The following is a 21,671-nucleotide window of genomic DNA, read 5'->3' as shown; positions in this document are numbered from 1 at the left end:
AAAAATTGGAGGAACCTTTTTAAAAATGGTGGTGCTCCCGTAAAGCCAGATATTCTTAAAGATATTGACGTGAAAATCAAAATAAAGCACTCTGATTCCAATAATAATCAAAAATTAGATATTAAAGACATCAAATAAAGCTCTATTGCAGAGCTTTTTTTCTTAGCTCTATATGTCCGATTACGATAAGCCAATTATGAATAATTCAATTTGGGCTTCTCTACTTCCCCTCTTTTTTATTTGTTTTCTTAATAAAAAACAAATACATTTCATACTATTCATAATAATAACAACAATTATTTACACGTTATTTACAGCAAATCAATACTTGTTGTTTATCATTAATTCATGTAAGAGGGGATTTGTATGAAAATGTTATATCTTTTGAGAGGAGTAATAACAATGAAAAACGATAAATTGAACCATGAAGTAGAAAAATCTTTGCACGATAATCTTTTTAATAAAGGGATGGATCGACGGACTTTTTTGGAAAGGACAACTAAAATTGCTGGAGCTGCTTTAGGATTAACTCTAGTAAACTCGTTAAATGGTTTACCTGTGAGTGCAGCATCCAGCTCTTCTGTTGTTCATTCACTTGGTAATGAACCAGATTTAATTTTTCCGGTAATAAGTGATGTACATATTAATTACAATAGTGATGAAACTTTGAAAAAGTTTGTTACTACTTTAGAACAGTTAAATAAAGTTGCTCCTAAGCAAGATGCTTTTGTGGTTGTTGGAGATTTAACGGATTATGGAATTGCATCAGAATATGATAAGTTTATGGCTGCTTATAGTGTGAGAAAACAGCCTCAAGCGGTTTCTATGTTTGCGATCGGAAACCATGACTATTGGAATGGCTTATCGGTAGCAAATGCTCAAAAACGTTTCCTAGAGAAAACGGGGATGGAATCCATTTATTCTCATAAGATAATCAAAGGTTATCATTTTATCATTCTTTATACTGAAGATGGTAGAACAGAGGGGACCTTCTCAGTAAAACAAATTGAATGGTTAGGTGAGCAGTTAAGGCTAGCAAATGCTGATGATCCGAAAAAACCGATTTTTGTCTTCCACCATCAGCCTATTAAAGGGACCATTTATGGAAGTGAATGGGGCTTCTCTCAAAATAGAGATCTTTTTTACGATACTTTGAAAGAATATCCGCAAGTAATCTCTTTTTCTGGTCATACCCACTATCCGTTAGATGATCCTAGAATCATACACCAAAAAGATTTTACTTCTATTGGGACCTCAACGGGTGCCTATTTGTGGCTTGATAGTGGAAGAATCCAAGGGGAAGTGCCTGAAGGAGCCGGTTTCCTTAATCAAGCACTGATTGTAGAGGTTCATAATAACAAAGTAATCATTAAACGCCGTGATATTCATAACGATGACTGGACAGGTGAACCATTCGAAATCAGCTATCCTGCAAATAAGCATAATTTTAAATACACAGAAGATAGAGACAAAAAGGCACCTTTCTTTACAAATGATGCGATGCTTTCCATTGTTAATGAAAAAACGACTGCTACCGGTTTAACCATAATGTTTACTCAAGCTAAAGACAATCTTCTTGTACATGACTATAAAGTGGTAGCAAGAAATGTAGAAACAAATGAAGTAGCTAAAGAATTCCTTGCTTTCTCAGAGTTTTATAAAGATCCTGTACCAAATCCATTAACATTGCAAATTGACGAATTGAAGCCAAACACAACATACGAGATTGAAGTGCACGCTCTTGATGCATACGAAAATGTAAGTAATAGCTCTTTAAAAGTATTAGGGAAAACGCTGGACGGTGTAGTAAAAGATGTAACAATTAGCTTATCCAAAAATGTTTTAAAGGGAGTAGAAGATACGGTAGAAGTTACGGTAGAAAATGCTAGAATTCCAAAAAGTGATTGGATAGGTTTATATGAAATAAATGATAAGCCAGGACCAATTGCGGCAATATGGTGGATGTACACTCAAGTAACAGATAGAACCTGTAAGTTTACTTACAATCCAAAGAATAATATGTACCCAGGAAGATATAAGGAAGGTTCTACGTATAAATTAGTTTATTTCTATGGCAGCGGTTATGATGCTGTTGCATCAACCACATTCACTGTTGGTAGTAAATAAAACTAGAAATGAATGAAGATTGGCTGTAGATAAAAATAGAATCATTTATTAAGGAGGAGACACCATGTTTCAAAATATCGGCGTACCAGGATTAATATTAATTCTTATCATTGCTTTAATCGTATTCGGCCCATCTAAGTTACCTGAAATTGGACGTGCTTTCGGTAACACACTTAGAGAATTTAAACACTCTGCAAAGGATTTAATGTCAGACGAAAAAGAAGAAAAGGAGAAAGCTAAGTAAATTAAACGGAGATGTAAGTAGTAAGCTTACATCTTCTTATTTTTTTCAGAAAGGAGAAACTGTATGCCTCTTCAAAATATGCTTTTGACAGAGCACCTCGAGGAACTTAGGAAACGGATTATCTATACTTTGATTGCTTTCATCATTTTTTTAGTTGGATCATTCATCTATGTGCAGGATATTTACAAATGGCTTATTCGTGATCTTAACCATAAATTGGCTGTATTAGGGCCAAGTGAAATTCTTTGGGTATACTTTATGATTTCAGGTGTGATCGCGATTGCTCTTACCATTCCAATTGCCGCTTATCAAATATGGAGATTTGTCAAACCAGCACTTTCTGAAAAAGAACAAAAAACAACGATTTCATACATTCCCGGATTGTTTATCCTTTTTATCTCTGGTTTGTCTTTCGGTTATTTCGTTGTATATCCAACAGTTCTAAAATTTTTATTGTCATTGTCTGAAGGGCAATTTGAAACGATATTTACATCTGAAAAGTATTTCAAATTCATGATTAATTTGACACTACCATTTGGATTTTTGTTCGAAATTCCGCTAGTGGTCATGTTCCTAACTTCTATTGGGATCATTAATCCTATGATTCTTTCAAAAGCGCGGAAGATATCGTACTTTTTAATCGTCCTTACATCTGTTTTGATTACACCGCCTGATTTCATATCAGATATATTAGTGACAGTACCTCTTGTAGTTTTATACGAAATTAGTATTAACTTATCAAAAGTTATCTATAGAAAGAGACTAAAGAAGCAATCGGATGACGAAATGAAAATAGAGAAAGTGTCTTAATAAAAATCGACTACTTTTGTCGTCTCAACAGGTTAAAACCGCGCTTGGACAGTAAATCCAAGCGCGGTTTTTCAATATATTATGCATGTAAGAACTTAACACATACTTGTTCAGGTACTATTACATCAGACTGTTAAAGTGTTAATTTCCCCGATGATTCATCTCTCCCTCGATATTAAATATGTTTTATTAGTGCTGGAAATACTAAACATCATTTCTTTTGTTGATAAAAATTCACCGTAGCTTCAGCCATCAAAAGAATCTTATCATGTAGTTCTTTAGGCTCAATCACCTTAATTTGATCAGCAAATCCCAATACGTATCTCTTTGCCTCGTCTTCTGTATCAAAAGAAAGCTTAACAGGTATCCATCCATCCTGATTTTTATTTTCAACCTCTACACGTTGAACAAATCGGTCGGTGAATTGTAACCTTGGTAGAATAGACGGTGCAACCTCTACCCACACTTCATATTTTGGCAAGTTCTCTAAAAAGGCTTCTGTTGAAGATCTCCAGTATTGGGGAAGATCAAAGTCTTTTGGTCTTTCAAATGTTTCACTAATTGGCTCCGCAGATTTAATCCGTGAGACCCTGTAATTTCGGATTTCATCATTATCTTTGAAAGCAATAAAGTACCAGCGACTCCCCTTGGCCACCAGTCCTAGTGGCTTTACAACAACTTCATTCGTTTTTCCGTCTGCACGTTGATATTCGATTTTTAATTTATTTTCTTTCCATATGGCATTTTTGAGGACTTCAAAGGCCGCCATTTTTTCCTTTCGCATTCGCCACGTACTCGTGTCAACATGAATGCGATTCCAAAAGTCTTTGGCATTTTCACGATAAGTTGACGGAAGCGATGCGATAAGCTTATTCCTTGCTTCTTCAGAAGTCCGGCTTAAACCAAGATCATCAAGCAATTGTTCAGAAGGAGAAACAAATAAGGTGCGTATTTCAGATTCCTTTAAACCCGTTAAATTTGTCCGATAACCCTCCAATAACGACCACCCACCGTTTTTTCCACGCTCTGCAAAAACAGGGATACCGGTGCTGCTTAAGGCTTCCATATCTCGATAGATGGTTCGCTCAGAAACTTCCAATCGTTCCGATAATTCTTTAGCTGTCATTTGGCCTTGTGATTGTAATAACAAAAGAATAGATATTAGCCGATCTCCTCTCATCACACTCACCTTTTTTATTGATTTATTATATCTATTTAAAGAAATATGACAAAGGATGTCAAGAATACTCTGTTATGATAAAGACATCTTACACTATGAAAGGAATGAGAAACATGAAATCATTAAATGGAAAGGTAGCTCTTGTAACTGGAGGAAGCAGGGGCGCTGGTCGCGGTATTGCCGTTGAATTAGGAAAAGCTGGAGCAACAGTTTATGTCACGGGACGTAGTACCAAAGGGAATTCCACAAATGATTGGCCTGGAACTATTGATGATACAGTTTCACAAATTGAAGCTTCTGGCGGAAAAGGAATAGCGGTTCGTTGTGATCATACGAACGATTCAGAAACGGAATCAGTAATCACCCAAATTCGTAAGGAACAAGGAAAATTAGATATTCTTGTCAATAATGTGTGGGGAGCGCATGATCTTGGAATCGAAGCCAAACCTTTTTGGGAATTGCCATTAAAAAATTGGGATACGATGTTCACTGCCGGTGTGCGTGCCCAGTTAGCAACAAATCACTTCGCCATTCCATTACTTCGTGAGAATAAGCAAGGCCTCATCGTACACACCACTTTTTGGGATGAAGACAAATACACTGGACATTTTTATTACGATTTAGCTAAGAATTCATTAATTCGTATGGCTTATGGGCTGTCAATTGAATTAAAACAAGACAATATTGCCGTTCTTGCTGTTTCACCCGGTTTTATGAGAACAGAGCTTGTGTTAAAGGACTATAATGTAAAGGAAGAACATTGGCAGGAATCCGAAGAATTAAACAGAACTGAAACACCTTATTATATTGGACGTGGAATAAAAGCATTGGCTAGTGATCCCAATATAATTGAAAAGAGCGGGCAGGTGCTCAGAGTCGGCGATTTAGCCAAAGAATATCTGTTCACCGATATAGATGGCCGATACATTCCTCCTTTTAAAATATAGAGTTCGATCTTCAATCAGATAAGTATCTTTAATGGTATTGTTCATCCCGTAAGGATATAGAAAAACACACATTAGATTACATTTATTGTAATGGATAATGTGTGTTTTTTTAATAACTTGATTGTCACTTAACAAATCCGCTGTAACTTTCAAACAAAGTTTGACCAAAATTGCTTCACAAACCCATATTTTACGATAAGTAATAAGAATCCATTTTGAAAAAAACTAATCAAACTTGTTAAATTTTATCCCTCGGTAAATCTAATATTTATTTGATTACTACCTTGCGATACCATTTTGCTGCAGCTTCGACTTCTTGGGCAGTTAATTGATGACCTCTTTCCTCCCAATGAAGTTCCACATTAGCATTCGCTTTTTCTAATAACGATTGTAGTTCAGCTGATTCCATTGGTGAACAGATAGGATCATTCGTTCCAGCTGCAATAAACACAGACTTTCCTGATAGATCTGGAAGATCAATCCCTTTTCTTGGTACCATTGGATGATGAAGAATCGCACCCTTTAATGCATTTTGATAATGAAATAATAAACTCGCTGCTATATTAGCTCCATTTGAATATCCAATTGCAAAAATATTATCTCGATTGAAATCATACTTTTCTGCTGCTTCATCAAGAAACTCATTTAATTCTTTCGTTCGAAAAATAAGATCTTCTTCATCAAAAACTCCTTCAGCTAACCTTCTGAAGAATCGAGGCATTCCATTTTCTAATACATTCCCACGTACGCTCAAAATGTTTGCTTCATCATCAATTCTTCCCGCAAGAGGTAACAGGTCTAATTCATTCCCACCAGTTCCGTGAAGCAATAGTAATGTTGGTTTTGTTGAATCTTTTCCCTTGTTAAATATATGTTTCATCAATTATCTCCCTCCAGAACGTGAACCTCCACAGGAGGCAAGGTTTCTTCTAATTCTTCTCGTTTTGACTCTAACCATGATGGTAACATGAGTTTTTTTCCAAGTTTTGCAAGTGGTTCATCAACCGAAAAACCTGGTGGATCTGTCGCTATTTCAAAGAGGATTCCCCCTACTTCATGAAAATAAAGAGCTTTGAAGTAGTTTCGGTCAAGAATCTCAGTTGGATAATACCCTTTTTCTAGAAGAAGTGATCTCCACCTTTGATGATCCTCTTCATCCTTCGCTCTCCATGCTATATGGTGAACCGTTCCGGCTCCCATCAGCCCTCGGACTGAAGGATTTAAGTGAATATCAATGATGTTTCCAACATTTCCTTCAGATTTAAATCTTAGAAATTCATTTTCTTGACCAATGCAATCTAACCCTAAAATATTTTCTAAAACATCCGTTGTCTTATGTGGCTGTGCCGAAAACAGAACTGCACCGCCAAAACCTTTAATCGCATTTTCTGCTTGAACTCCCCCAAAGTTCCAAGTATTCATTGAACCTTCATCACGTTCAATCAGTTCTAGTTGAAGTCCGTCTGGATCGATTAATTTCAAATACGTTTCACCAAAGCGTATAGATGGAGTAAATTCAATCCCAAATTTTCGTAATCGATTCTCCCAAAATTGAACCGAGCCCTTCGGTATAATAAAACTTGTCACTCCTACCTGACCGGTTCCAATTCGACCTTTTAGCTGTTTAGCCCATGGAAAAAATGTTATAACAGTACCTGGTTGACCAGTTTCATTTCCAAAATAAAGATGGTACACTTCCGGACGATCAAAATTAATCGTTTTTTTAACAAGTCGTAACCCAAGCACGCCTGCATAAAAGTTTATATTTCGTTGAGCATCGTTTACCATAGCTGAGATATGATGGATTCCTGCAGTTTTTTGCATTTTATTCTCTCCATTTCATCAATGGGATTTTATAAGAAACTATTTAGGTCTTTCGATTTCAAAAACCTCACCAATTTTGGCGTAATTATTTCCAGCCAATCGACTTACGGCAGCTAAGCCCCTTGGATCAATTCTTCCATTTTCATAAATCTCATTTTTAATATGAAATTGTACAACTTTTCCTATAATAAAATCACACCCTGTTGTATCCAAGCTTCCTAATTCCAAGGAATGCTCTAATGAACATTCCATACGAATTTTCGCTTCCTTTACACCTGGTACAGAAATCTTTACACTTTCAACTGGAGTTAAGTTAGCTAACTCAATCTCACTTTGTTCAGGAGCAAGGCTTGCAGCTGTTTTATTTATTTTTTCAACATTTTCTTCGTCAACGATATGGACCACAAATTGTTTGGACTCGATGATGTTTCTCGCTGTATCCTTTTGTTTCCCTGATAAACGTTGGATAGATAATGAAATCATCGGGGGATTGGATGATACGATATTAAAATAACTAAATGGCGCACCATTCAAAACGCCATCTTTCGAAATCGTTGTGACGAAAGCAATTGGTCTTGGGATAATGCTTCCTATTAGAAATTTATAATTTTCTCTTTCGGTATTTTCGGTTGGGTCGATTGAAAGCAATGAAATCATTCCTTTCTTCTTATCAATCTAATTTTCTTACTTCAAATGGCAGTAACCCTCGTTCTATCTGCCCTCTAACTTGTTCATATTGCTTCGGCAGCATCAATTTTTCTCCCATTGTCGCAACGGACTCATCATGAGCGAATCCTGGAGGATCAGTGGCAATTTCAAAAAGGATTTCCCCATGTTCTCTGAAGTAAATAGCATTAAAATAATTTCTATCCTGTACAGGGGTTACTCCGTATCCGTTACGCTCAACAAGCCGTTTCCAATCTTGTTGATCTTCGTCATCAATTGCCCGCCATGCAATATGGTGTACTGTTCCTACACCCATTTGCCCGCGCCCAATAGGAGTTAATTTAAGATCAATAACATTTCCAATATCCGCAGTAGAACGATAACGAGTGAAATCTCCTTCTTTACCCACTAATTCAAGTCCCATTACTTTTTCTAACAATTCAGCTGTTTTGTTAGGCTGGGTCGATAATAACGTTGCCCCGCCAAAGCCTTTTATAGCAACATCCGGTGTTACATCTCCGAAAGTCCATGTATTGACTTCTCCTTCTTCTCTTTCCACAATTTCCAAGTGAAGTCCATGCGGATCATCAAATTCCAAATACTGTTCTCCAAAGCGTTCCATTTTAGTAAAAGGAACATTGAATTTTTCTAGTCTTTTTTCCCAAAATTCAATAGCACCTTTTGGAACAACGTAAGAAGTGACACCTACTTGACCGCCTCCAATGATTCCTTGACGAGCTCCAGTCCATGGAAAGAATGTAATAATTGTTCCTGGCTTTCCACCTTCATTACCGAAATAGAGGTGATAGGTACCTGGATCATCAAAATTAACAGTTTGTTTGACTAAACGCAAACCCAATACTCCTGCATAAAAATCCACGTTTTCTTGCGGATGACCGACAATTGCTGTGATATGGTGAATCCCCATTGTTTTCTTACTCATTTTTAACAACCCCTTTTTCATGTAAAATCCAATTATATAAAGATCCTTGATACCTTATTTTGTTCCTACTTATAAAATTAAAGTCTTATTGAGTTTGTTTCAATTAAAGATTCCCTAATTTGAGATATTTTAGAATAAAAATGTATCTAGAGCATATTGACCAGGACCAATTAAAGCTATGCCTATTGCAACTGCAAGCAAAGTTAGGTTATATTCATATCCATTAGATGTTGCCCATATTCCATTTGGAGCATGCACCTTAATGATAGCCATTACCATGGTTCCTGCAATCATAATTCCTGCGAGTGGGGTTAAAAGTCCTAAAGCAAACAAGACTCCCCCAATAAGTTCTGCTAATCCTGCGAAAAGAGCCATGGTTACACCTGGTTTCATACCAATGGATTCAAACCAACCTCCTGTACCTTTTAAACCATAACCACCAAACCACCCAAACAATTTTTGAGCACCATGACCCACAAATAGCAAACCAATTACCAAACGAATTATTAATAAACCAATATTTATCATCATAAAATCCTCCTAAAATGTTTTTATCTCGAATTCGAGATATTATTTTAAAAAAAATGCAAGTTTAAACTTTATTACTTACTTTTTTCAAAAGATCCACTAAAGTCTCTGCCTCATCAGAAATTAAGGAATCAAACATATCATCAACTAACTCATGATATTTTGGCATGATTTCCTCCATCAATGTATTTCCTTTATCAGTTAATGTCACATGTATAACTCTTCGGTCATCTGGACAGGCATTTCGACATAATAAACCTCTTTGTTCTAGCTTATCTATTACATAGGTCATTGAACCGCTTGAGATTAATATGCAATTTCCAATTTGTTGAATCGTTTGTTTCCCTTTTTGGTAAAGGACCTCTAAAACAGAAAATTCCGTAATACTTAGGCTGCTTTTTGTCATTTCTTCCTTTATTCGCTCATGAATTGCTTTGGATGTTTGCATTAATACCAGAAAGGGCAAATTCGTGCATTTTCTCTCCATAGATCTCACCTCCAAAATCTTGAATTAAAATATCTTGAATATGAGATAATGATAATACTTATATATTTTTTTGTCAATAACCTTTTTTATTTTAGTATTTCATTTTTCTATAATTTCTCCATTTTAGATGATTTAAAATTAATAAAGGTTAGTTCTTTCTCCAAAGATTTCAATAAAAACCATTAGAATGGAAGAATCAGCTTGATTGATAGTAACCACTATGACGTATTCATGTCATGTTCTAATAAAATTGGCGTCTCTGCAAATTGTAGAAATGCCTCCTACTCGTTAGTCGCACAAAGAAAAGGTGCTCTAATGAATGATAAAGAAAACTCGCCGATTGGCGAGCCCCTAAGGGCGAAGACAGAGGCGAAGTTGCACTTATGCGTTAGGAAAGTATAAATTTGAAAAATTTATACTTTCCTACTAGCCAAAAAAGAAAGGCCCGTCCCATAATCAAAACTCAATTTGAGACAGCCCCTTCATAAATTATTTTACAAGTTCTAATTTTACAGGAATATTTTGATCTACTTTTTCACCTTTAGCAACTTTTATTGCTGTTTCAATTGCGGTTTTACCAATCTCAGCTGGTTTTTGAGCAATTGTACCCGCCATTTGACCATCTTTTACTGCTTTAACAGCATCATCTGTTGCATCGAAGCCTACGACTACAATATCTTTCAGCCCCGCAGCTTGAATTGCCTTAAGAGCACCAAGTGCCATTTCATCGTTATGAGCAAACACACCGACAATGTCTTTGTTTCCTTGTAAAATATTTTCCATAACGCTTAGACCTTTTGCACGATCGAAATCTGCTGGCTGTTTAGCAACCACTTTTACATCTGTTGCTTTATCAATCACATTGTGGAACCCTTTACCGCGGTCACGTGCTGCTGAAGATCCTGGGATCCCTTCGAGTTCAACAATTTTTCCCTTTTTACCGATTTTTTCAAGTAGGAACTCTGCTGCCATTTGGCCTCCAGCAACGTTATCTGAAGCAACGTGAGAAACGACCTTGCCGCCTTCAGCAGAACGGTCAACTGTTATAACAGGAATATTGGCATTATTGGCAGATTCAATAGCAGGTGTAACGGCTGCTGAATCAGTTGGGTTTACTAAAATAACATCAACCTTTTTTTGAATTAAATCTTCAATACCAGATGCTTGTTTTGCAGGGTCATCTTGCGCATCAACTGAAATAAGTTTAATTTTATTCTCTTTCGCAGCTTTTTCAGCCCCTTCTTTTAACGTTACAAAGAAAGGATTGTTTAACGTTGATATAGATAGACCTACTGTAATCTCTTTGTTTCCATCCTTCTTTGATTCAGCCTTTTGTTCACCTGGTGCTTTTGTTGAACAACCTGCCAATAGCGACAAACTAAGTACTCCGACGGCTAAGCTTTTAAATAAAGTTGACTTCATGTTGATCTTTCCTCCCTATTTATATAAATGGTATTGCTTACTTAGATTTTTTTCGGTCTAAAAGGACAGCTAGTAGAATAACAGAACCTTTGACCACTTGTTGATAAAAAGAAGATACCTCTAACAAATTCAATCCGTTGTTTAGGACACCGATAATCATTGCCCCAATTAGAGTACCGAAGATCCAGCCTCTACCACCAGAAAGACTTGTTCCACCTAAAACTACTGCTGCGATAGCATCAAGCTCATATCCAACGCCAGCATTTGCTTGTGCTGAATTTAAACGTGATGTTAGTATGATTCCTGCTAAAGCAGCCAGCAACCCACTAATTGTGTAAATCATTATTTTGATTTTATCCACTTTAATACCGGACAAAATAGAGGCTTCTTCATTTCCGCCAATTGCATAAACGCGACGTCCAAAAGCTGTTTTCTTAAGGATGAAATACAAGATTGCAAAAACGATAATCATCCAAATAACTGGAATTGGAATAAAGAAAAAGTAACCTGCTCCAAGTAAAGAAAATGTTTCGGATCCAAATCCTGTGATCGGTCTACCTTCTGTATACACAAGCGTTAATCCACGAAATATTGTCATAGTTGCTAAGGTTGCAATGAACGGCGCAACTTTACCTTTTGAAATTATAATCCCGTTAACAGCGCCCATTGCTGCCCCTAGTAAAAGTCCAATCACAATAGCTAGAAATGGATCCATTCCCCCAGTCATTAATCCAGCTGTTAAAGCTCCAGATAATGCAAGTATTGATCCTACTGATAAATCAATTCCACCTGTTAAAATAACAAACGTCATTCCAAAAGCAATAAGTGCGTTAATTGACACTTGTCGAAGCACATTTAAGATATTATTCATGGTTAAGAAGTCACTATTCATTACTGATAAAATGACCGTAATAATGATTAGTCCAATTACCGGACCCATCTGTTGTAAATTAATTGAGCGTTTTGACGTTAGCACGTTAATTCCCTCCCGTTGCAGCATGCATGATTGTTTCTTGTGTTGCCTCTTGACGTGTTAGTTCTGTGACGAGTTTTCCTTCATGCATGACAAGAATTCTGTCGCTCATTCCTAAGATTTCGGGTAACTCAGACGAAATCATTAAGATGGTAACGCCTTCATTTGTAAGTTCATTCATAATTTCATAGATCTCTTTTTTTGCCCCAATATCGACTCCACGAGTCGGTTCATCAAGGATGAGTAATTTCGGTTTAATTCCTAGCCATTTACCAAACACAACTTTTTGCTGATTCCCACCACTAAGTGATTTGACGCTTAAAGATGGACTGCTCGTTTTGATCCGTAATTTCTGAATCATTTCCTTAACAAGTTTGTTTTCTTTTTGCTTAGAAATAACTCCTTTTGAGGCAATATCATTAAGGTTTGGAAGTGCAATGTTTTCCTTTACACTTAAATCAAGAACAAGCCCTTCTCCCTTACGATCTTCTGTCACATAACCAATACCGTGCTTAATGGCATCCATTGGTCGTTTAATTACTACTTCTTTTCCATCTAGATACACTTTTCCACTTTGCTTAGTTACCCCAAACAAGGCCTTAACAATCTCGGTCCGTCCGGCACCCATTAGCCCAGCCACACCTACGATTTCACCTTTTTTCGCTGAAAAAGAAATATCCTTAATTCGTTTTCCATCACTTAATCCTTCGACACGAAAACGTTCTACATCTTCATATGGAATACGTTCTGGATACCGTTCACCGAGCTCGCGTCCAACCATCATTTGAACGACTTTATCTAAATCCAAATTCTTCACTTCTTCGGTTCCGACATATGTTCCATCACGTAGTACTGTAATGCGATCACACATTGCAAATATTTCTTCCATACGGTGAGATATATAGACAATTGAAACACCTTGCGCTTTTAATTCATTCATAATGTCAAACAAATGCTCAATTTCCCGATCCGTCAAAGCGGCAGTAGGCTCGTCCATTATTAGAACCTTAGCATTAATGGATAGAGCACGTGCAATCTCAATCATTTGCTGTTGACCAATGGAAAGATTTTTAACCTCTTCTCGAGGGTCTATGTCTAATCCTAATTGTTTCAAGTACTGTTTTGTTTTTTCGTTCATTTCAGCTGTTCTTAAGATGCCTGATTTTCCATAACAAAGATCGCGTCCAAGGAACATATTTTCCATAACAGATAAGGAAGGAATGACATTTAATTCTTGATGAATAATAGCAATCCCATGTTTTTCCGCATCCTTCGGACTTTTAAATGAAAATTCATGTCCATCAACTCGGATGATTCCTTCATCTTTATCATATATACCAAGTAAATTTTTCATTAAAGTAGATTTTCCAGCACCATTCTCACCCATTAGAGCGTGAATTTCACCTAGTTTTAAAGAAAAATCGACCTTTTTTAGTACTGGGACACCGTTGAACGACTTAGAAATATTGTTCATTTCAATAACATTCATCATAAAGCATCCTTTTTTCATAGATTTTTATTGTAGCTTTACATAATCATTGACAAAACAGTGACTTGGGATCAATATGACAACTTCCAAAATTGAGCAATTTTTGTCACTATCCCAAAGTAAAGCCTATTCACACTGAAATTTAAAAGACAACACCTGACTTTAAAATAATATTCGCATAAGGAGTGGCTTCTCCAGTCCGAATAATTGCTTTCGCATTGCACGTTATACTCTTAAATTCTTTATGTGACACATATTCAATCACTATATTTGGGAAACGTTCTTTTATCTGTGCTTCTATTTTTTTGTTATAAGAGCTAATTTCTTCAGCAATTACGATAGATTCCACTTGCATTTCTTCTAATACAGTATCCAGCGTTTCGATAAATGACGGGACACCAAGCTTTAGAGCAAGATCAATTCGCTTCACTTGTTCAGGAATTGGAAGTCCACAGTCACCAATGACGATAGAATCTGTATGCCCAAGCTTCGCAAGTACGGATGAAATTTCTGAGTTAATAACACCGATTTTTTTCATCGTCCTGTCTCCTCTAATTTCGTCTTCCATTTATCAACATCTTTAGCAGTTGGCATCCCACCTTGTGCACCAAATTTCGTGACCGAAATAGCACTAGCCATCGCTGCATAAGTCATTGCTTCCTTCACACTGTTACCTTTAGCAATTTGAACCGCGAAGGCAGCATTAAACGTATCTCCAGCCCCGGTTGTATCAACCGCTTCAACCTTAAAAGCTTGCTGATGATAGAGTTCTAGATTATGATCAACAAAATAAGCACCATTTGACCCTTTTGTCATCACGACCTTCCCGGGAAGCTGTGACATCATTTCGTTAAAACTGCTCTCGACTACAGGCTGTCCTGTAATTAATATAGCAAGCTCGTATTCATTAGGTGTTAAATACGTAATTTTATCTACTAGTTCTTTCGGTAATATTTGTGCAGGGGCAGGGTTTACAATTACAGGTATTTTATACTTATTAGCGATATTTACCGCTTCTGTGACTGCATCAAGTGGTATCTCAAGCTGTAGTAAAACAATATCAGCTTGTTTAATTGCTTCCTCTGCTTTTGCAACGACTTCCCGTGTTACAGCAAAGTTAGCACCTGGAACGACAATAATTGAATTGTCTCCCTCTTGAACATTAATGGATGCAATTCCAGTTGAACAGTGTGGTACCGGTTCCACATAACTTGTATTGACACCTTCATTTCTTAAGGTGGCAATTAGCTCCGTTCCAAAAGCATCATTTCCAACACAACCTACCATCTTTACATCTGCACCTAATCTAGCACATGCAACTGCTTGATTTGCCCCTTTTCCACCTGGTAAAGTAGAGAAGGATTGTCCAAACACTGTTTCACCAAGCTTAGGAATTGCTGCCGTTTTCACAACTAAATCCATATTCATACTTCCGATGACCGTTACTTTTGGTCCATTCATGTTGATAACCTCCTCGTCGTTCTACGTTCAACCAACTGGGCATCTAGTTTATGATGAGTAGATTCGAGCGGTACTTCTTCAATCAATTTCACTAATATTCTTGCTGCAATTGCACCCATATCATAAATTGGCTGTGCAATCGTTGTTAATTCAGGATAAATCATTTCACCTAAAGCAATACCATCAAATCCGATAACAGATATATCATCTGGAACACGCAAGCCATGCATTTGAATCGCTTTAAGGGCACCAATAGCCATTAAATCGTTCCCTGCAAAAATCCCATCAATACTTGAATCTCTTTCTAGTAATTCAAAGGTTACTTTTGTTGCTTTTTTTATATCATAATCAGCAGCAACGATTAAATTTCCATCAAAGCATCCCTTAGCTTTTAACACGTCTATGTATCCATCTCGTCTTTCGCGAGCATTTCTAATTGTTTCAGGTCCTTGAAGATGGGCAATGTGTTTACAACCAGTTGATAATAAAAACTCTGTTGCTAGTTTTGCTCCTTCATAGTTTCCGCCTTCAACAGATGGAATCTTTTCACTAGTGACATGACGGTCAAGTGTAACAATTGGAATTTGTGAGAAAAGTTCTTGATCAATGACAAAATTACTTGTAGAAATGATGATTCCATCAATATATTTTTGTTTTAAAATATCAATGTACTCTTGTTCTTTTTCTACACTACCGTCTGAGTTGCACAACACAACCGTGTAACCATAAATCTGCATAACATCTTCGATCGCTCGAGCAAGCTCTGGAAAAAACGGATTCGTAATATCGGGTAAAATTAGTCCAATTGTATTTGTTTTTTTATTATTTAAACTTCTAGCGACAATACTCGGAGTATAATTTAATTCCTTAATGGCCTTTAACACTTTTTTTTCTGTTTCTATGTGAACATAACCGCGCTGGTTCAAAACTCGTGAAACAGTCGCAACAGACACACCAGCTAGCTTCGCCACACTTCTAATTGTTGCCATGCCACTAAACCATCCCTTATAAAATATCAACTGTAATCGGTTACACATATTTCAATATTGTTCTTAACATTCTTATGAAACCTCATATGTAACCGGTTACACATATCATAATATTATTTTTTTTATATGTCAAAGCATTTTTTTAGAGGGCTGTTGAATCTTCAACTCTTGCACCTTTTAGTTTAAATACAATATTTCATATTCTTGCTTTCTATGATGGGGTAGCGCCAGGAAAATATACAGCGTTAAATATAAAAAGCCCAACTCCTCTTAATTAAATAGAGAAATTAGGCTCTTTTTCGTTATTCCATTAAAGCGCGCGATTGTTGAATAGCCATCGATACTTTCTTGTCAGCAACCTTCGAATGATGTATGGAGCTCTCGTTTCAGTTAGTGTAGTCACACTACAAACGATGCTAACACCTGACATATTTGCGTTTGAAACCAATCCTCCCTTTATCTTTTTCCTTTTGGATATTTTCGGAAGCAAGCAAAATACTGCTTTTTTTCTTTTCCCGCCTGATTTCAACTGGTCCTACTGCCTTTGCAGTTTCAACCGCCTTATCATGGAGCGGTAAATAGGAAATCCCGACTGTATAAATAAAATTATTCATAGCGGATTTTGTTCGATCAGGAGAATCGTAAATCGTATTTTCTACTTGATCAAGCATACTGGCAATCTTGCTTGCACTAAATTCGCTGTCCGGGCGATTACCCAAAAGCCAGCAGTAACAGCTCCAGCCTGCCGACATTCTAAGTTCTTCCCCGCTTGCGATCCATTTATCGGCAACAGCTTGCGCAATATTGGTTTCAGCCAAAGTGACAGCAACCACATAATCAGACAGCATATAAAAATACGCCGCATCAATCCAACGTTCAAAATCCGCCTCCGTCATTGTCATTGGATCCGCAATGATGCCGGCAAAATACATGGCATCATAGTTCCCGGTGGCGTAAAGCTGCTCGGCTAAAGGCTGATTTTTTTTGATTTTCTTTGCGAGTGGCTTCATTGCACCTGTAGCCACCCCAAAAAGCGGCTCGTGTGCACCATTGCTTAAGTAAGTCTTTTTAATTCGTTCCTTGCTGAGCGATTCCAGTTCCTGCATAACTATTTCGAAATCCATCGTTTTGCACTTCCTTCCTTTATAAACATATACATTTCATTGTAACCATTTAGTTTATATTCATTATCGTAACTATTATATAGAACGTACATTCGCAATATACCACATATTGCATGTTTATGGAAGTTCCACATTAAAATAAGCTGCCAAAATGACAGCTACGATCTTAAACTCTTGTACCGTTAGCTTAAGTATATTTCTTCACAAATTAATAACCTTGGTCGCTTGTAATTTCAACGCCATTAGGATCTACAATAGGTGATGAAACGAGGCTTTTTATTACTGCTTGTTTGATTGTAACTACATCTCCAACTTCTGAGCTAATATTATATGAAGAATTACCGAACAAAGCAAAAAGATCGCTTTCTAATCCTGCCTTTTTTGTTGCCAATTTTAATTCTTGGATTTTTACCTGGTGATTCAAGGAGTCTACTACGTCTTCATTGGATTGAAGCTCAATTCTAAAATTATATGGTGTTACAATAAAGGTTCTTCGTTCTCCTTTATCAACTTTCCAATTGAGTTTATTCGCATTTTCACATATCTTTATTTGTTCTTTTTCAGAAACAAAGAAACCAATATGGTCAAACATTATCTTTTTTCCGTATCCAAAAGTGATATTTATAGTTCCTTTCCTTGCTTCAATAATACGAAAAAGGATATTTTTGTCCCGAAAGTCATCCCATTTTAAGGGAGGATTAAACATTTGGAATTCACCCTCGTATCTTCCTATACGCTGAGATATGACAAACCCATTTTCTACATAGAATTTCTCCGTTTCTTCTACAAATGGTGTCCAAAAATGATAATGAAAAAGCATAGATTGCACCTCTTTTGTGTACATCCTTTTTTCACACTAAACTCCCTTGAAATAAATCGTATCCATTAACAGTCTAAATGTTTAGAAAACTTTCTTCAACTCCCTGCTCCTTCATGGAATAAGAAAAGCTGCCAAAATGACAGCTCGAATCTTTAACTCTTGCACCTGTTACTTTAAATACAGTTCTTTACAAACTCACAAATCAATGTATTAGAAAATGGTGTTATCTCTTTTTGAAGTAATGCGGGTTAGTTTATTAAGCTATTTTGTTATGCAAGTTATTTTTCCTATTCTTTTTGCCAAATATTTAGGTATTCCATTAAAATGTTCCGCTATTATCGGGGTTACATTTTCAATTAACTTATTTAGTTGAGTAGAATCAATCAGATAGACTCCTCTCAATTATTTAAGATTTTTTTTGGGCAACCCCATTTAGATATATATCCGATATTTGTTCAGCCAGAAATATAGAGCTTTCCTTTCCATTTAATACGTATCGTAAAGTTAAGCTTTCAATCGTTGCTAAAGTAGACTCAGCTAAAATCCCAATACTTATATTCTTCCTAAGATTTTGATTTTCCTGTCCCGAAGTCATAGTTTGGATTAAAGAATTCAGTATATCTTTTCTTATTTCTTCAATATAAGGATTCATAAAATAAACGGCTCTTGTATAATCGGGATTATCCGCCATAAATTTGAATATTTCTTCCCACCTTCTTTGGACTGTAATTTGAACATTCGGGTCATTTTCTCCAATTATAAATTGTTGAATTAACTTGTTCTTCCAGTTCTCAAGAATCTCCATGTAAAGAGCTTCCTTATTCTTAAAGTAAATATAGAACGTTCTTTGTGAAAAGCCAGCATTGGCTACAATATCTGAAATTTTTGCTTGATGAAAACCAACTCGTGCAAATTCACTAATCGCTGAATTCATAATGCTTTCTCTGCTTTTTTCTGCCTTGTTAGGGTCCCGAGCCACTTAATAATCACCTATCTCATTTGTAGAGTATTAATGAATTTATAATTTAGTAACTATTTAGTTACTTACAATACACTATGTATAACTAAGTTTTTCAATACCCTTAAATCTTATTCTTATTTTCACAGCAATGTCAATGAAAAAAAAGGGGGTAGCAACCCACCCCCTTGTATGTAACACTTATTTAATTAAGCTGCAGTCTTTTGAGAACGTTTAGATGAATCCATTTTTCTGAAAATCATCATATATCTTTCCCTGTAATTCAATACCAAAACCAAATGAATCAAGAACATGCTTAATCCTAAACCGGTTAATGAAGGATTTAGCACCAAAATAAAGAAAAGAATATTTATAGTAATTGGTGCTAATACAGCTAACGCCAAAGGTGCTAGAAGATCAGAGAATAATAAAATACTTCCAACTAACTCCGTAATTTTTACAAAGGTCATGAGACCTGAATCCACCTCTGCGCTAATTAATTGCTGTGCCATACCTGTCATCTCAGGTAATTGCATAAAACCAAAAAAATACCCAAGTGCGGAATAAAGATAGAAAATAGCGAATAGATAACGAAAAACCAAAGACACCTTTTTCAAAATAAAATCATCCTTTTTTTTAAAATAACTTCTTTTTAAAGAAAAAATACAATAAAGATTACCTAAAGACAGCACTTTAAAGTGATCACACTACTAACTTATTAGTTAGTAACTCTCGAGTTACTAATATTGTACTAAATAAAAAAACTTTTTCAATAGGAGTTCACAAGTTAGTCATGTCCAATATGTGAACAACTTTTGAAAAATGTATGGAGTTGAGATTTAGGGGATTTAAGGAGCTACATGTAAGATCCAATTTACTAAATACTTGATGATTCATAATTAAAACCTCCTTAAATAAAGTCAATCGAGTTGACTTTACTTGAATTCCGTTGTACTATTCGTAATATAGTCAACCTAGTTGACTATATTGTTCTTGTTATACAAGAAATGGGAATCACTAAAAAATACCAATAAACTTTGGAGGTTCTATATGATTAACATTGTTAAAATTAGAGCGAGTGTATTTATCCCAATGTCCTGGACTGAACCTAGGAAGGATATTCAAACGGGAAAAGTAATCCAATTTGAAGGTGATTCACGTGAATTTACACCATATGCTGTAAACACTATGCGTTCCAGGGTTGAACAAGAAGTAATTGTAGATTTTTATAAAAAAGAAATTTTCTCATATGCGAATACTGGTATAACAACAGAAAGAGTCACAAATTCAGATGGCTCCGTTAATAAGAGAACAGGAAAAGCAAGTACAGAAGGTATTTTGTGCACTAATATTGTTTGGGGTTCTGATGATGTCAAGCTTCAAATGAGTGCAAGTGCTAGCAACCCATTGAATGTATATGCTCCTCCTGTTGACTACCTATTAACTGTACTTGTCAAAAATGATGGAAGTATCGATATTCAAGGAGCACATGATGGATTCCCTTGTTTTGAATTTTATAAGCAAGTAAATTTTGGTCCGTTTGAACAAATTTATACGCATGATTTTAGAAAAACAGGTGATACGCCTGAAGCTCTTGCTGGAGAAATGGAGTATAATTTTAAAAAGATATTGTAAAGTCAAGGGTTCTAATTAACAAAACACTTGTCACTCAATATAGCAGTATCATCACTTTTATAGCGGTGGTACTGCTTTTCTATTCTCTTATCTAGTGGCGGTAAGAACCTTACTCTAAAACAATGCATTGCAGTTCAAGAGAAAAAGTTTTTCTAGGAGACCGTAAATGAAAACAATATATAATGACTTATCATCTATAATAAATGCAGATAGCATAAAAACAAACGAGCCGCTAAGTACCTATACATTTACAAAAACTGGTGGAAACGGTGATCTTGTCATAACACCAAAAACGTATCAAGAAGTACAAAATGTTTATAAATATTCTTTAAAACATAATATTCCCATAACAATTTTAGGGAATGGCTCTAATTTAATTGTTAAAGACGGCGGGATCCGTGGAATAGTATTAATCCTAACTGAGATGAATAATATTTATCTATTGGATAAAAAAATTAAAGCTCAAAGTGGTGCATCTATTATTGAAGTTTCCGGCTTTGCGCTTAAAAGTAGCTTAACCGGATTAGAATTTGCTTGTGGAATACCAGGTTCTATAGGTGGTGCTCTTTATATGAACGCAGGAGCCTATGGAGGAGTAGTATCCGATGTGCTACAAGAAGCTCTTGTTCTGGATTCAAATGGCGACTTTTTAACTCTGTCAAAAGATGAAATGGAATTAGATTATAGAAAAAGCAGCATTGCACAAAACGGTTACTTAGTCCTAGAAGCTACTTTTGGGTTAGCTCCGGGAAAATTTAATGAAATTAAAACAAAAATGGACAAACTTACTTTCCAGAGAGAATCAAAACAACCCCTAGAATATCCATCTTGCGGAAGTGTTTTCAAACGTCCACCAGGATATTTTGCTGGGAAGTTGATTCAAGATAGCGGGCTACAAGGAAAACAAATAGGAGGAGCACAGGTTTCAACAAAACACGCTGGTTTTATTGTCAATGTTGGTTCAGCTTCGGCCAGTGATTATCTTGAATTAATATCACACATTCAAAAAACTGTTAAAACAAAATTTGGTGTAGATCTCGAACC

The 21,671-nt window shown here is 36.0% G+C and carries 23 protein-coding genes; 6 read left to right on the top strand and 17 right to left on the bottom strand.

From position 1 onward, the window contains the following. Positions 1 to 402: 402 nt before the first annotated feature. The 3 genes from V7150_RS24480 (at position 403) to tatC (ending at position 3,181) form a co-directional block, all read left to right on the top strand. Positions 403 to 2,127 (top strand): metallophosphoesterase family protein, encoded by a 1,725-nt coding sequence (locus tag V7150_RS24480; RefSeq protein WP_335523449.1) that lies wholly within the window; start codon positions 403 to 405, stop codon positions 2,125 to 2,127. A gap of 64 nt (positions 2,128 to 2,191) precedes the next feature. Further along, positions 2,192 to 2,371, top strand: coding sequence for a twin-arginine translocase TatA/TatE family subunit (locus V7150_RS24475; protein ID WP_335523447.1), 180 nt, complete (start codon positions 2,192 to 2,194; stop codon positions 2,369 to 2,371). Positions 2,372 to 2,434: 63 nt separating this feature from the next. Further along, on the top strand, positions 2,435 to 3,181 hold the full coding sequence (tatC, locus tag V7150_RS24470) for a twin-arginine translocase subunit TatC (RefSeq protein WP_335523446.1): 747 nt from the start codon (positions 2,435 to 2,437) through the stop codon (positions 3,179 to 3,181). 211 nt (positions 3,182 to 3,392) lie between these two features. On the opposite strand, the gene V7150_RS24465 is transcribed toward tatC, so the two are convergent. Continuing rightward, positions 3,393 to 4,361: a helix-turn-helix transcriptional regulator gene (locus tag V7150_RS24465; protein ID WP_335523444.1), complete on the bottom strand. Its 969-nt coding sequence runs from the start codon at positions 4,359 to 4,361 to the stop codon at positions 3,393 to 3,395. Positions 4,362 to 4,474: 113 nt separating this feature from the next. Between V7150_RS24465 and V7150_RS24460 the strand changes: the two genes are divergently transcribed. Beyond that, a complete protein-coding gene (locus V7150_RS24460) occupies positions 4,475 to 5,308 on the top strand; it encodes an SDR family NAD(P)-dependent oxidoreductase (protein WP_335523442.1) in 834 nt (277 codons plus the stop codon). A 268-nt stretch (positions 5,309 to 5,576) separates the two neighbouring features. Here the strand turns inward: V7150_RS24460 and V7150_RS24455 are convergent, their stop codons facing one another. The 16 genes from V7150_RS24455 to V7150_RS24380 form a co-directional block, all read right to left on the bottom strand. Then, positions 5,577 to 6,188, bottom strand: coding sequence for an alpha/beta hydrolase (locus V7150_RS24455; RefSeq protein ID WP_335523457.1), 612 nt, complete (start codon positions 6,186 to 6,188; stop codon positions 5,577 to 5,579). Beyond that, positions 6,188 to 7,132 (bottom strand): ring-cleaving dioxygenase, encoded by a 945-nt coding sequence (locus V7150_RS24450; protein ID WP_335523440.1) that lies wholly within the window; start codon positions 7,130 to 7,132, stop codon positions 6,188 to 6,190. Before V7150_RS24450 ends, V7150_RS24455 begins: the two co-directional genes overlap by 1 nt. A 39-nt stretch (positions 7,133 to 7,171) precedes the next feature. Further along, on the bottom strand, positions 7,172 to 7,780 hold the full coding sequence (locus V7150_RS24445) for a flavin reductase family protein (protein WP_335523455.1): 609 nt from the start codon (positions 7,778 to 7,780) through the stop codon (positions 7,172 to 7,174). A 22-nt stretch (positions 7,781 to 7,802) separates the two neighbouring features. After that, a complete protein-coding gene (locus V7150_RS24440; protein WP_335523439.1) occupies positions 7,803 to 8,741 on the bottom strand; it encodes a ring-cleaving dioxygenase in 939 nt (312 codons plus the stop codon). Between the two features lie 129 nt (positions 8,742 to 8,870). Then, positions 8,871 to 9,269 carry a DoxX family protein gene (locus V7150_RS24435; RefSeq protein WP_335523438.1) on the bottom strand — a complete coding sequence of 133 codons (399 nt, stop codon included), beginning with the start codon at positions 9,267 to 9,269 and terminating at the stop codon, positions 8,871 to 8,873. A 64-nt stretch (positions 9,270 to 9,333) separates the two neighbouring features. Then, positions 9,334 to 9,756: a MarR family winged helix-turn-helix transcriptional regulator gene (locus V7150_RS24430; RefSeq protein ID WP_335523436.1), complete on the bottom strand. Its 423-nt coding sequence runs from the start codon at positions 9,754 to 9,756 to the stop codon at positions 9,334 to 9,336. Positions 9,757 to 10,245: 489 nt separating this feature from the next. After that, positions 10,246 to 11,178, bottom strand: a complete 933-nt coding sequence (rbsB, locus tag V7150_RS24425) for a ribose ABC transporter substrate-binding protein RbsB (protein ID WP_335523434.1) — start codon at positions 11,176 to 11,178, stop codon at positions 10,246 to 10,248. Positions 11,179 to 11,215: 37 nt separating this feature from the next. Next, the gene (rbsC, locus tag V7150_RS24420; RefSeq protein ID WP_335523433.1) at positions 11,216 to 12,154 is read right to left on the bottom strand and encodes a ribose ABC transporter permease; all 939 of its coding nucleotides are present in this window, start codon (positions 12,152 to 12,154) and stop codon (positions 11,216 to 11,218) included. A gap of 1 nt (position 12,155) precedes the next feature. Beyond that, the gene (locus V7150_RS24415; protein ID WP_420490328.1) at positions 12,156 to 13,643 is read right to left on the bottom strand and encodes a sugar ABC transporter ATP-binding protein; all 1,488 of its coding nucleotides are present in this window, start codon (positions 13,641 to 13,643) and stop codon (positions 12,156 to 12,158) included. A 139-nt stretch (positions 13,644 to 13,782) separates the two neighbouring features. Further along, positions 13,783 to 14,178, bottom strand: a complete 396-nt coding sequence (rbsD, locus tag V7150_RS24410; protein WP_335523430.1) for a D-ribose pyranase — start codon at positions 14,176 to 14,178, stop codon at positions 13,783 to 13,785. Further along, a complete protein-coding gene (gene rbsK, locus V7150_RS24405; RefSeq protein ID WP_335523428.1) occupies positions 14,175 to 15,101 on the bottom strand; it encodes a ribokinase in 927 nt (308 codons plus the stop codon). Before rbsK ends, rbsD begins: the two co-directional genes overlap by 4 nt. Next, positions 15,098 to 16,090 (bottom strand): LacI family DNA-binding transcriptional regulator, encoded by a 993-nt coding sequence (locus tag V7150_RS24400; protein WP_335523425.1) that lies wholly within the window; start codon positions 16,088 to 16,090, stop codon positions 15,098 to 15,100. Before V7150_RS24400 ends, rbsK begins: the two co-directional genes overlap by 4 nt. A 416-nt stretch (positions 16,091 to 16,506) precedes the next feature. Continuing rightward, entirely contained in the window at positions 16,507 to 17,214 is a 708-nt protein-coding gene (locus V7150_RS24395; RefSeq protein WP_335523424.1) for a DNA alkylation repair protein, read from the bottom strand. Positions 17,215 to 17,422: 208 nt separating this feature from the next. Further along, entirely contained in the window at positions 17,423 to 17,920 is a 498-nt protein-coding gene (locus V7150_RS24390) for a hypothetical protein (RefSeq protein WP_335523420.1), read from the bottom strand. 520 nt (positions 17,921 to 18,440) lie between these two features. Further along, positions 18,441 to 18,968 (bottom strand): TetR/AcrR family transcriptional regulator, encoded by a 528-nt coding sequence (locus V7150_RS24385; protein ID WP_335523417.1) that lies wholly within the window; start codon positions 18,966 to 18,968, stop codon positions 18,441 to 18,443. A gap of 233 nt (positions 18,969 to 19,201) precedes the next feature. Continuing rightward, positions 19,202 to 19,684: a DoxX family membrane protein gene (locus tag V7150_RS24380; RefSeq protein ID WP_335523415.1), complete on the bottom strand. Its 483-nt coding sequence runs from the start codon at positions 19,682 to 19,684 to the stop codon at positions 19,202 to 19,204. A 358-nt stretch (positions 19,685 to 20,042) separates the two neighbouring features. Between V7150_RS24380 and V7150_RS24375 the strand changes: the two genes are divergently transcribed. Together V7150_RS24375 and murB are read left to right on the top strand one after the other, a co-directional pair. Then, positions 20,043 to 20,627, top strand: coding sequence for a DUF3238 domain-containing protein (locus V7150_RS24375; RefSeq protein WP_335523412.1), 585 nt, complete (start codon positions 20,043 to 20,045; stop codon positions 20,625 to 20,627). Positions 20,628 to 20,793: 166 nt separating this feature from the next. After that, on the top strand, positions 20,794 to 21,671 hold an 878-nt coding region (gene murB, locus V7150_RS24370; protein ID WP_335523409.1), incomplete at its 3' end, for a UDP-N-acetylmuramate dehydrogenase.

Source organism: Neobacillus drentensis (genome assembly GCF_036965245.1).
Lineage (GTDB): Bacteria > Bacillota > Bacilli > Bacillales > Cytobacillaceae > Neobacillus > Neobacillus drentensis_G.
The sequence above is the reverse complement of the archived record's forward strand: the minus strand, read 5'-3'. Positions and strand labels throughout refer to the sequence as shown.

Coding starts and splice junctions, on each gene's coding strand:
- V7150_RS24480 (WP_335523449.1), top strand. CDS start 403: ATGAAAAACGATAAATTGAACCATGAAGTAGAAAAATCTTTGCACGAT.
- V7150_RS24475 (WP_335523447.1), top strand. CDS start 2,192: ATGTTTCAAAATATCGGCGTACCAGGATTAATATTAATTCTTATCATT.
- tatC (WP_335523446.1), top strand. CDS start 2,435: ATGCCTCTTCAAAATATGCTTTTGACAGAGCACCTCGAGGAACTTAGG.
- V7150_RS24465 (WP_335523444.1), bottom strand. CDS start 4,361: ATGAGAGGAGATCGGCTAATATCTATTCTTTTGTTATTACAATCACAA.
- V7150_RS24460 (WP_335523442.1), top strand. CDS start 4,475: ATGAAATCATTAAATGGAAAGGTAGCTCTTGTAACTGGAGGAAGCAGG.
- V7150_RS24455 (WP_335523457.1), bottom strand. CDS start 6,188: ATGAAACATATATTTAACAAGGGAAAAGATTCAACAAAACCAACATTA.
- V7150_RS24450 (WP_335523440.1), bottom strand. CDS start 7,132: ATGCAAAAAACTGCAGGAATCCATCATATCTCAGCTATGGTAAACGAT.
- V7150_RS24440 (WP_335523439.1), bottom strand. CDS start 8,741: ATGAGTAAGAAAACAATGGGGATTCACCATATCACAGCAATTGTCGGT.
- V7150_RS24435 (WP_335523438.1), bottom strand. CDS start 9,269: ATGATAAATATTGGTTTATTAATAATTCGTTTGGTAATTGGTTTGCTA.
- V7150_RS24430 (WP_335523436.1), bottom strand. CDS start 9,756: ATGGAGAGAAAATGCACGAATTTGCCCTTTCTGGTATTAATGCAAACA.
- rbsB (WP_335523434.1), bottom strand. CDS start 11,178: ATGAAGTCAACTTTATTTAAAAGCTTAGCCGTCGGAGTACTTAGTTTG.
- V7150_RS24415 (WP_420490328.1), bottom strand. CDS start 13,643: ATGATGAATGTTATTGAAATGAACAATATTTCTAAGTCGTTCAACGGT.
- rbsD (WP_335523430.1), bottom strand. CDS start 14,178: ATGAAAAAAATCGGTGTTATTAACTCAGAAATTTCATCCGTACTTGCG.
- rbsK (WP_335523428.1), bottom strand. CDS start 15,101: ATGAATGGACCAAAAGTAACGGTCATCGGAAGTATGAATATGGATTTA.
- V7150_RS24400 (WP_335523425.1), bottom strand. CDS start 16,090: ATGGCAACAATTAGAAGTGTGGCGAAGCTAGCTGGTGTGTCTGTTGCG.
- V7150_RS24395 (WP_335523424.1), bottom strand. CDS start 17,214: ATGGATTTCGAAATAGTTATGCAGGAACTGGAATCGCTCAGCAAGGAA.
- V7150_RS24390 (WP_335523420.1), bottom strand. CDS start 17,920: ATGTTTAATCCTCCCTTAAAATGGGATGACTTTCGGGACAAAAATATC.
- V7150_RS24385 (WP_335523417.1), bottom strand. CDS start 18,968: ATGAATTCAGCGATTAGTGAATTTGCACGAGTTGGTTTTCATCAAGCA.
- V7150_RS24375 (WP_335523412.1), top strand. CDS start 20,043: ATGATTAACATTGTTAAAATTAGAGCGAGTGTATTTATCCCAATGTCC.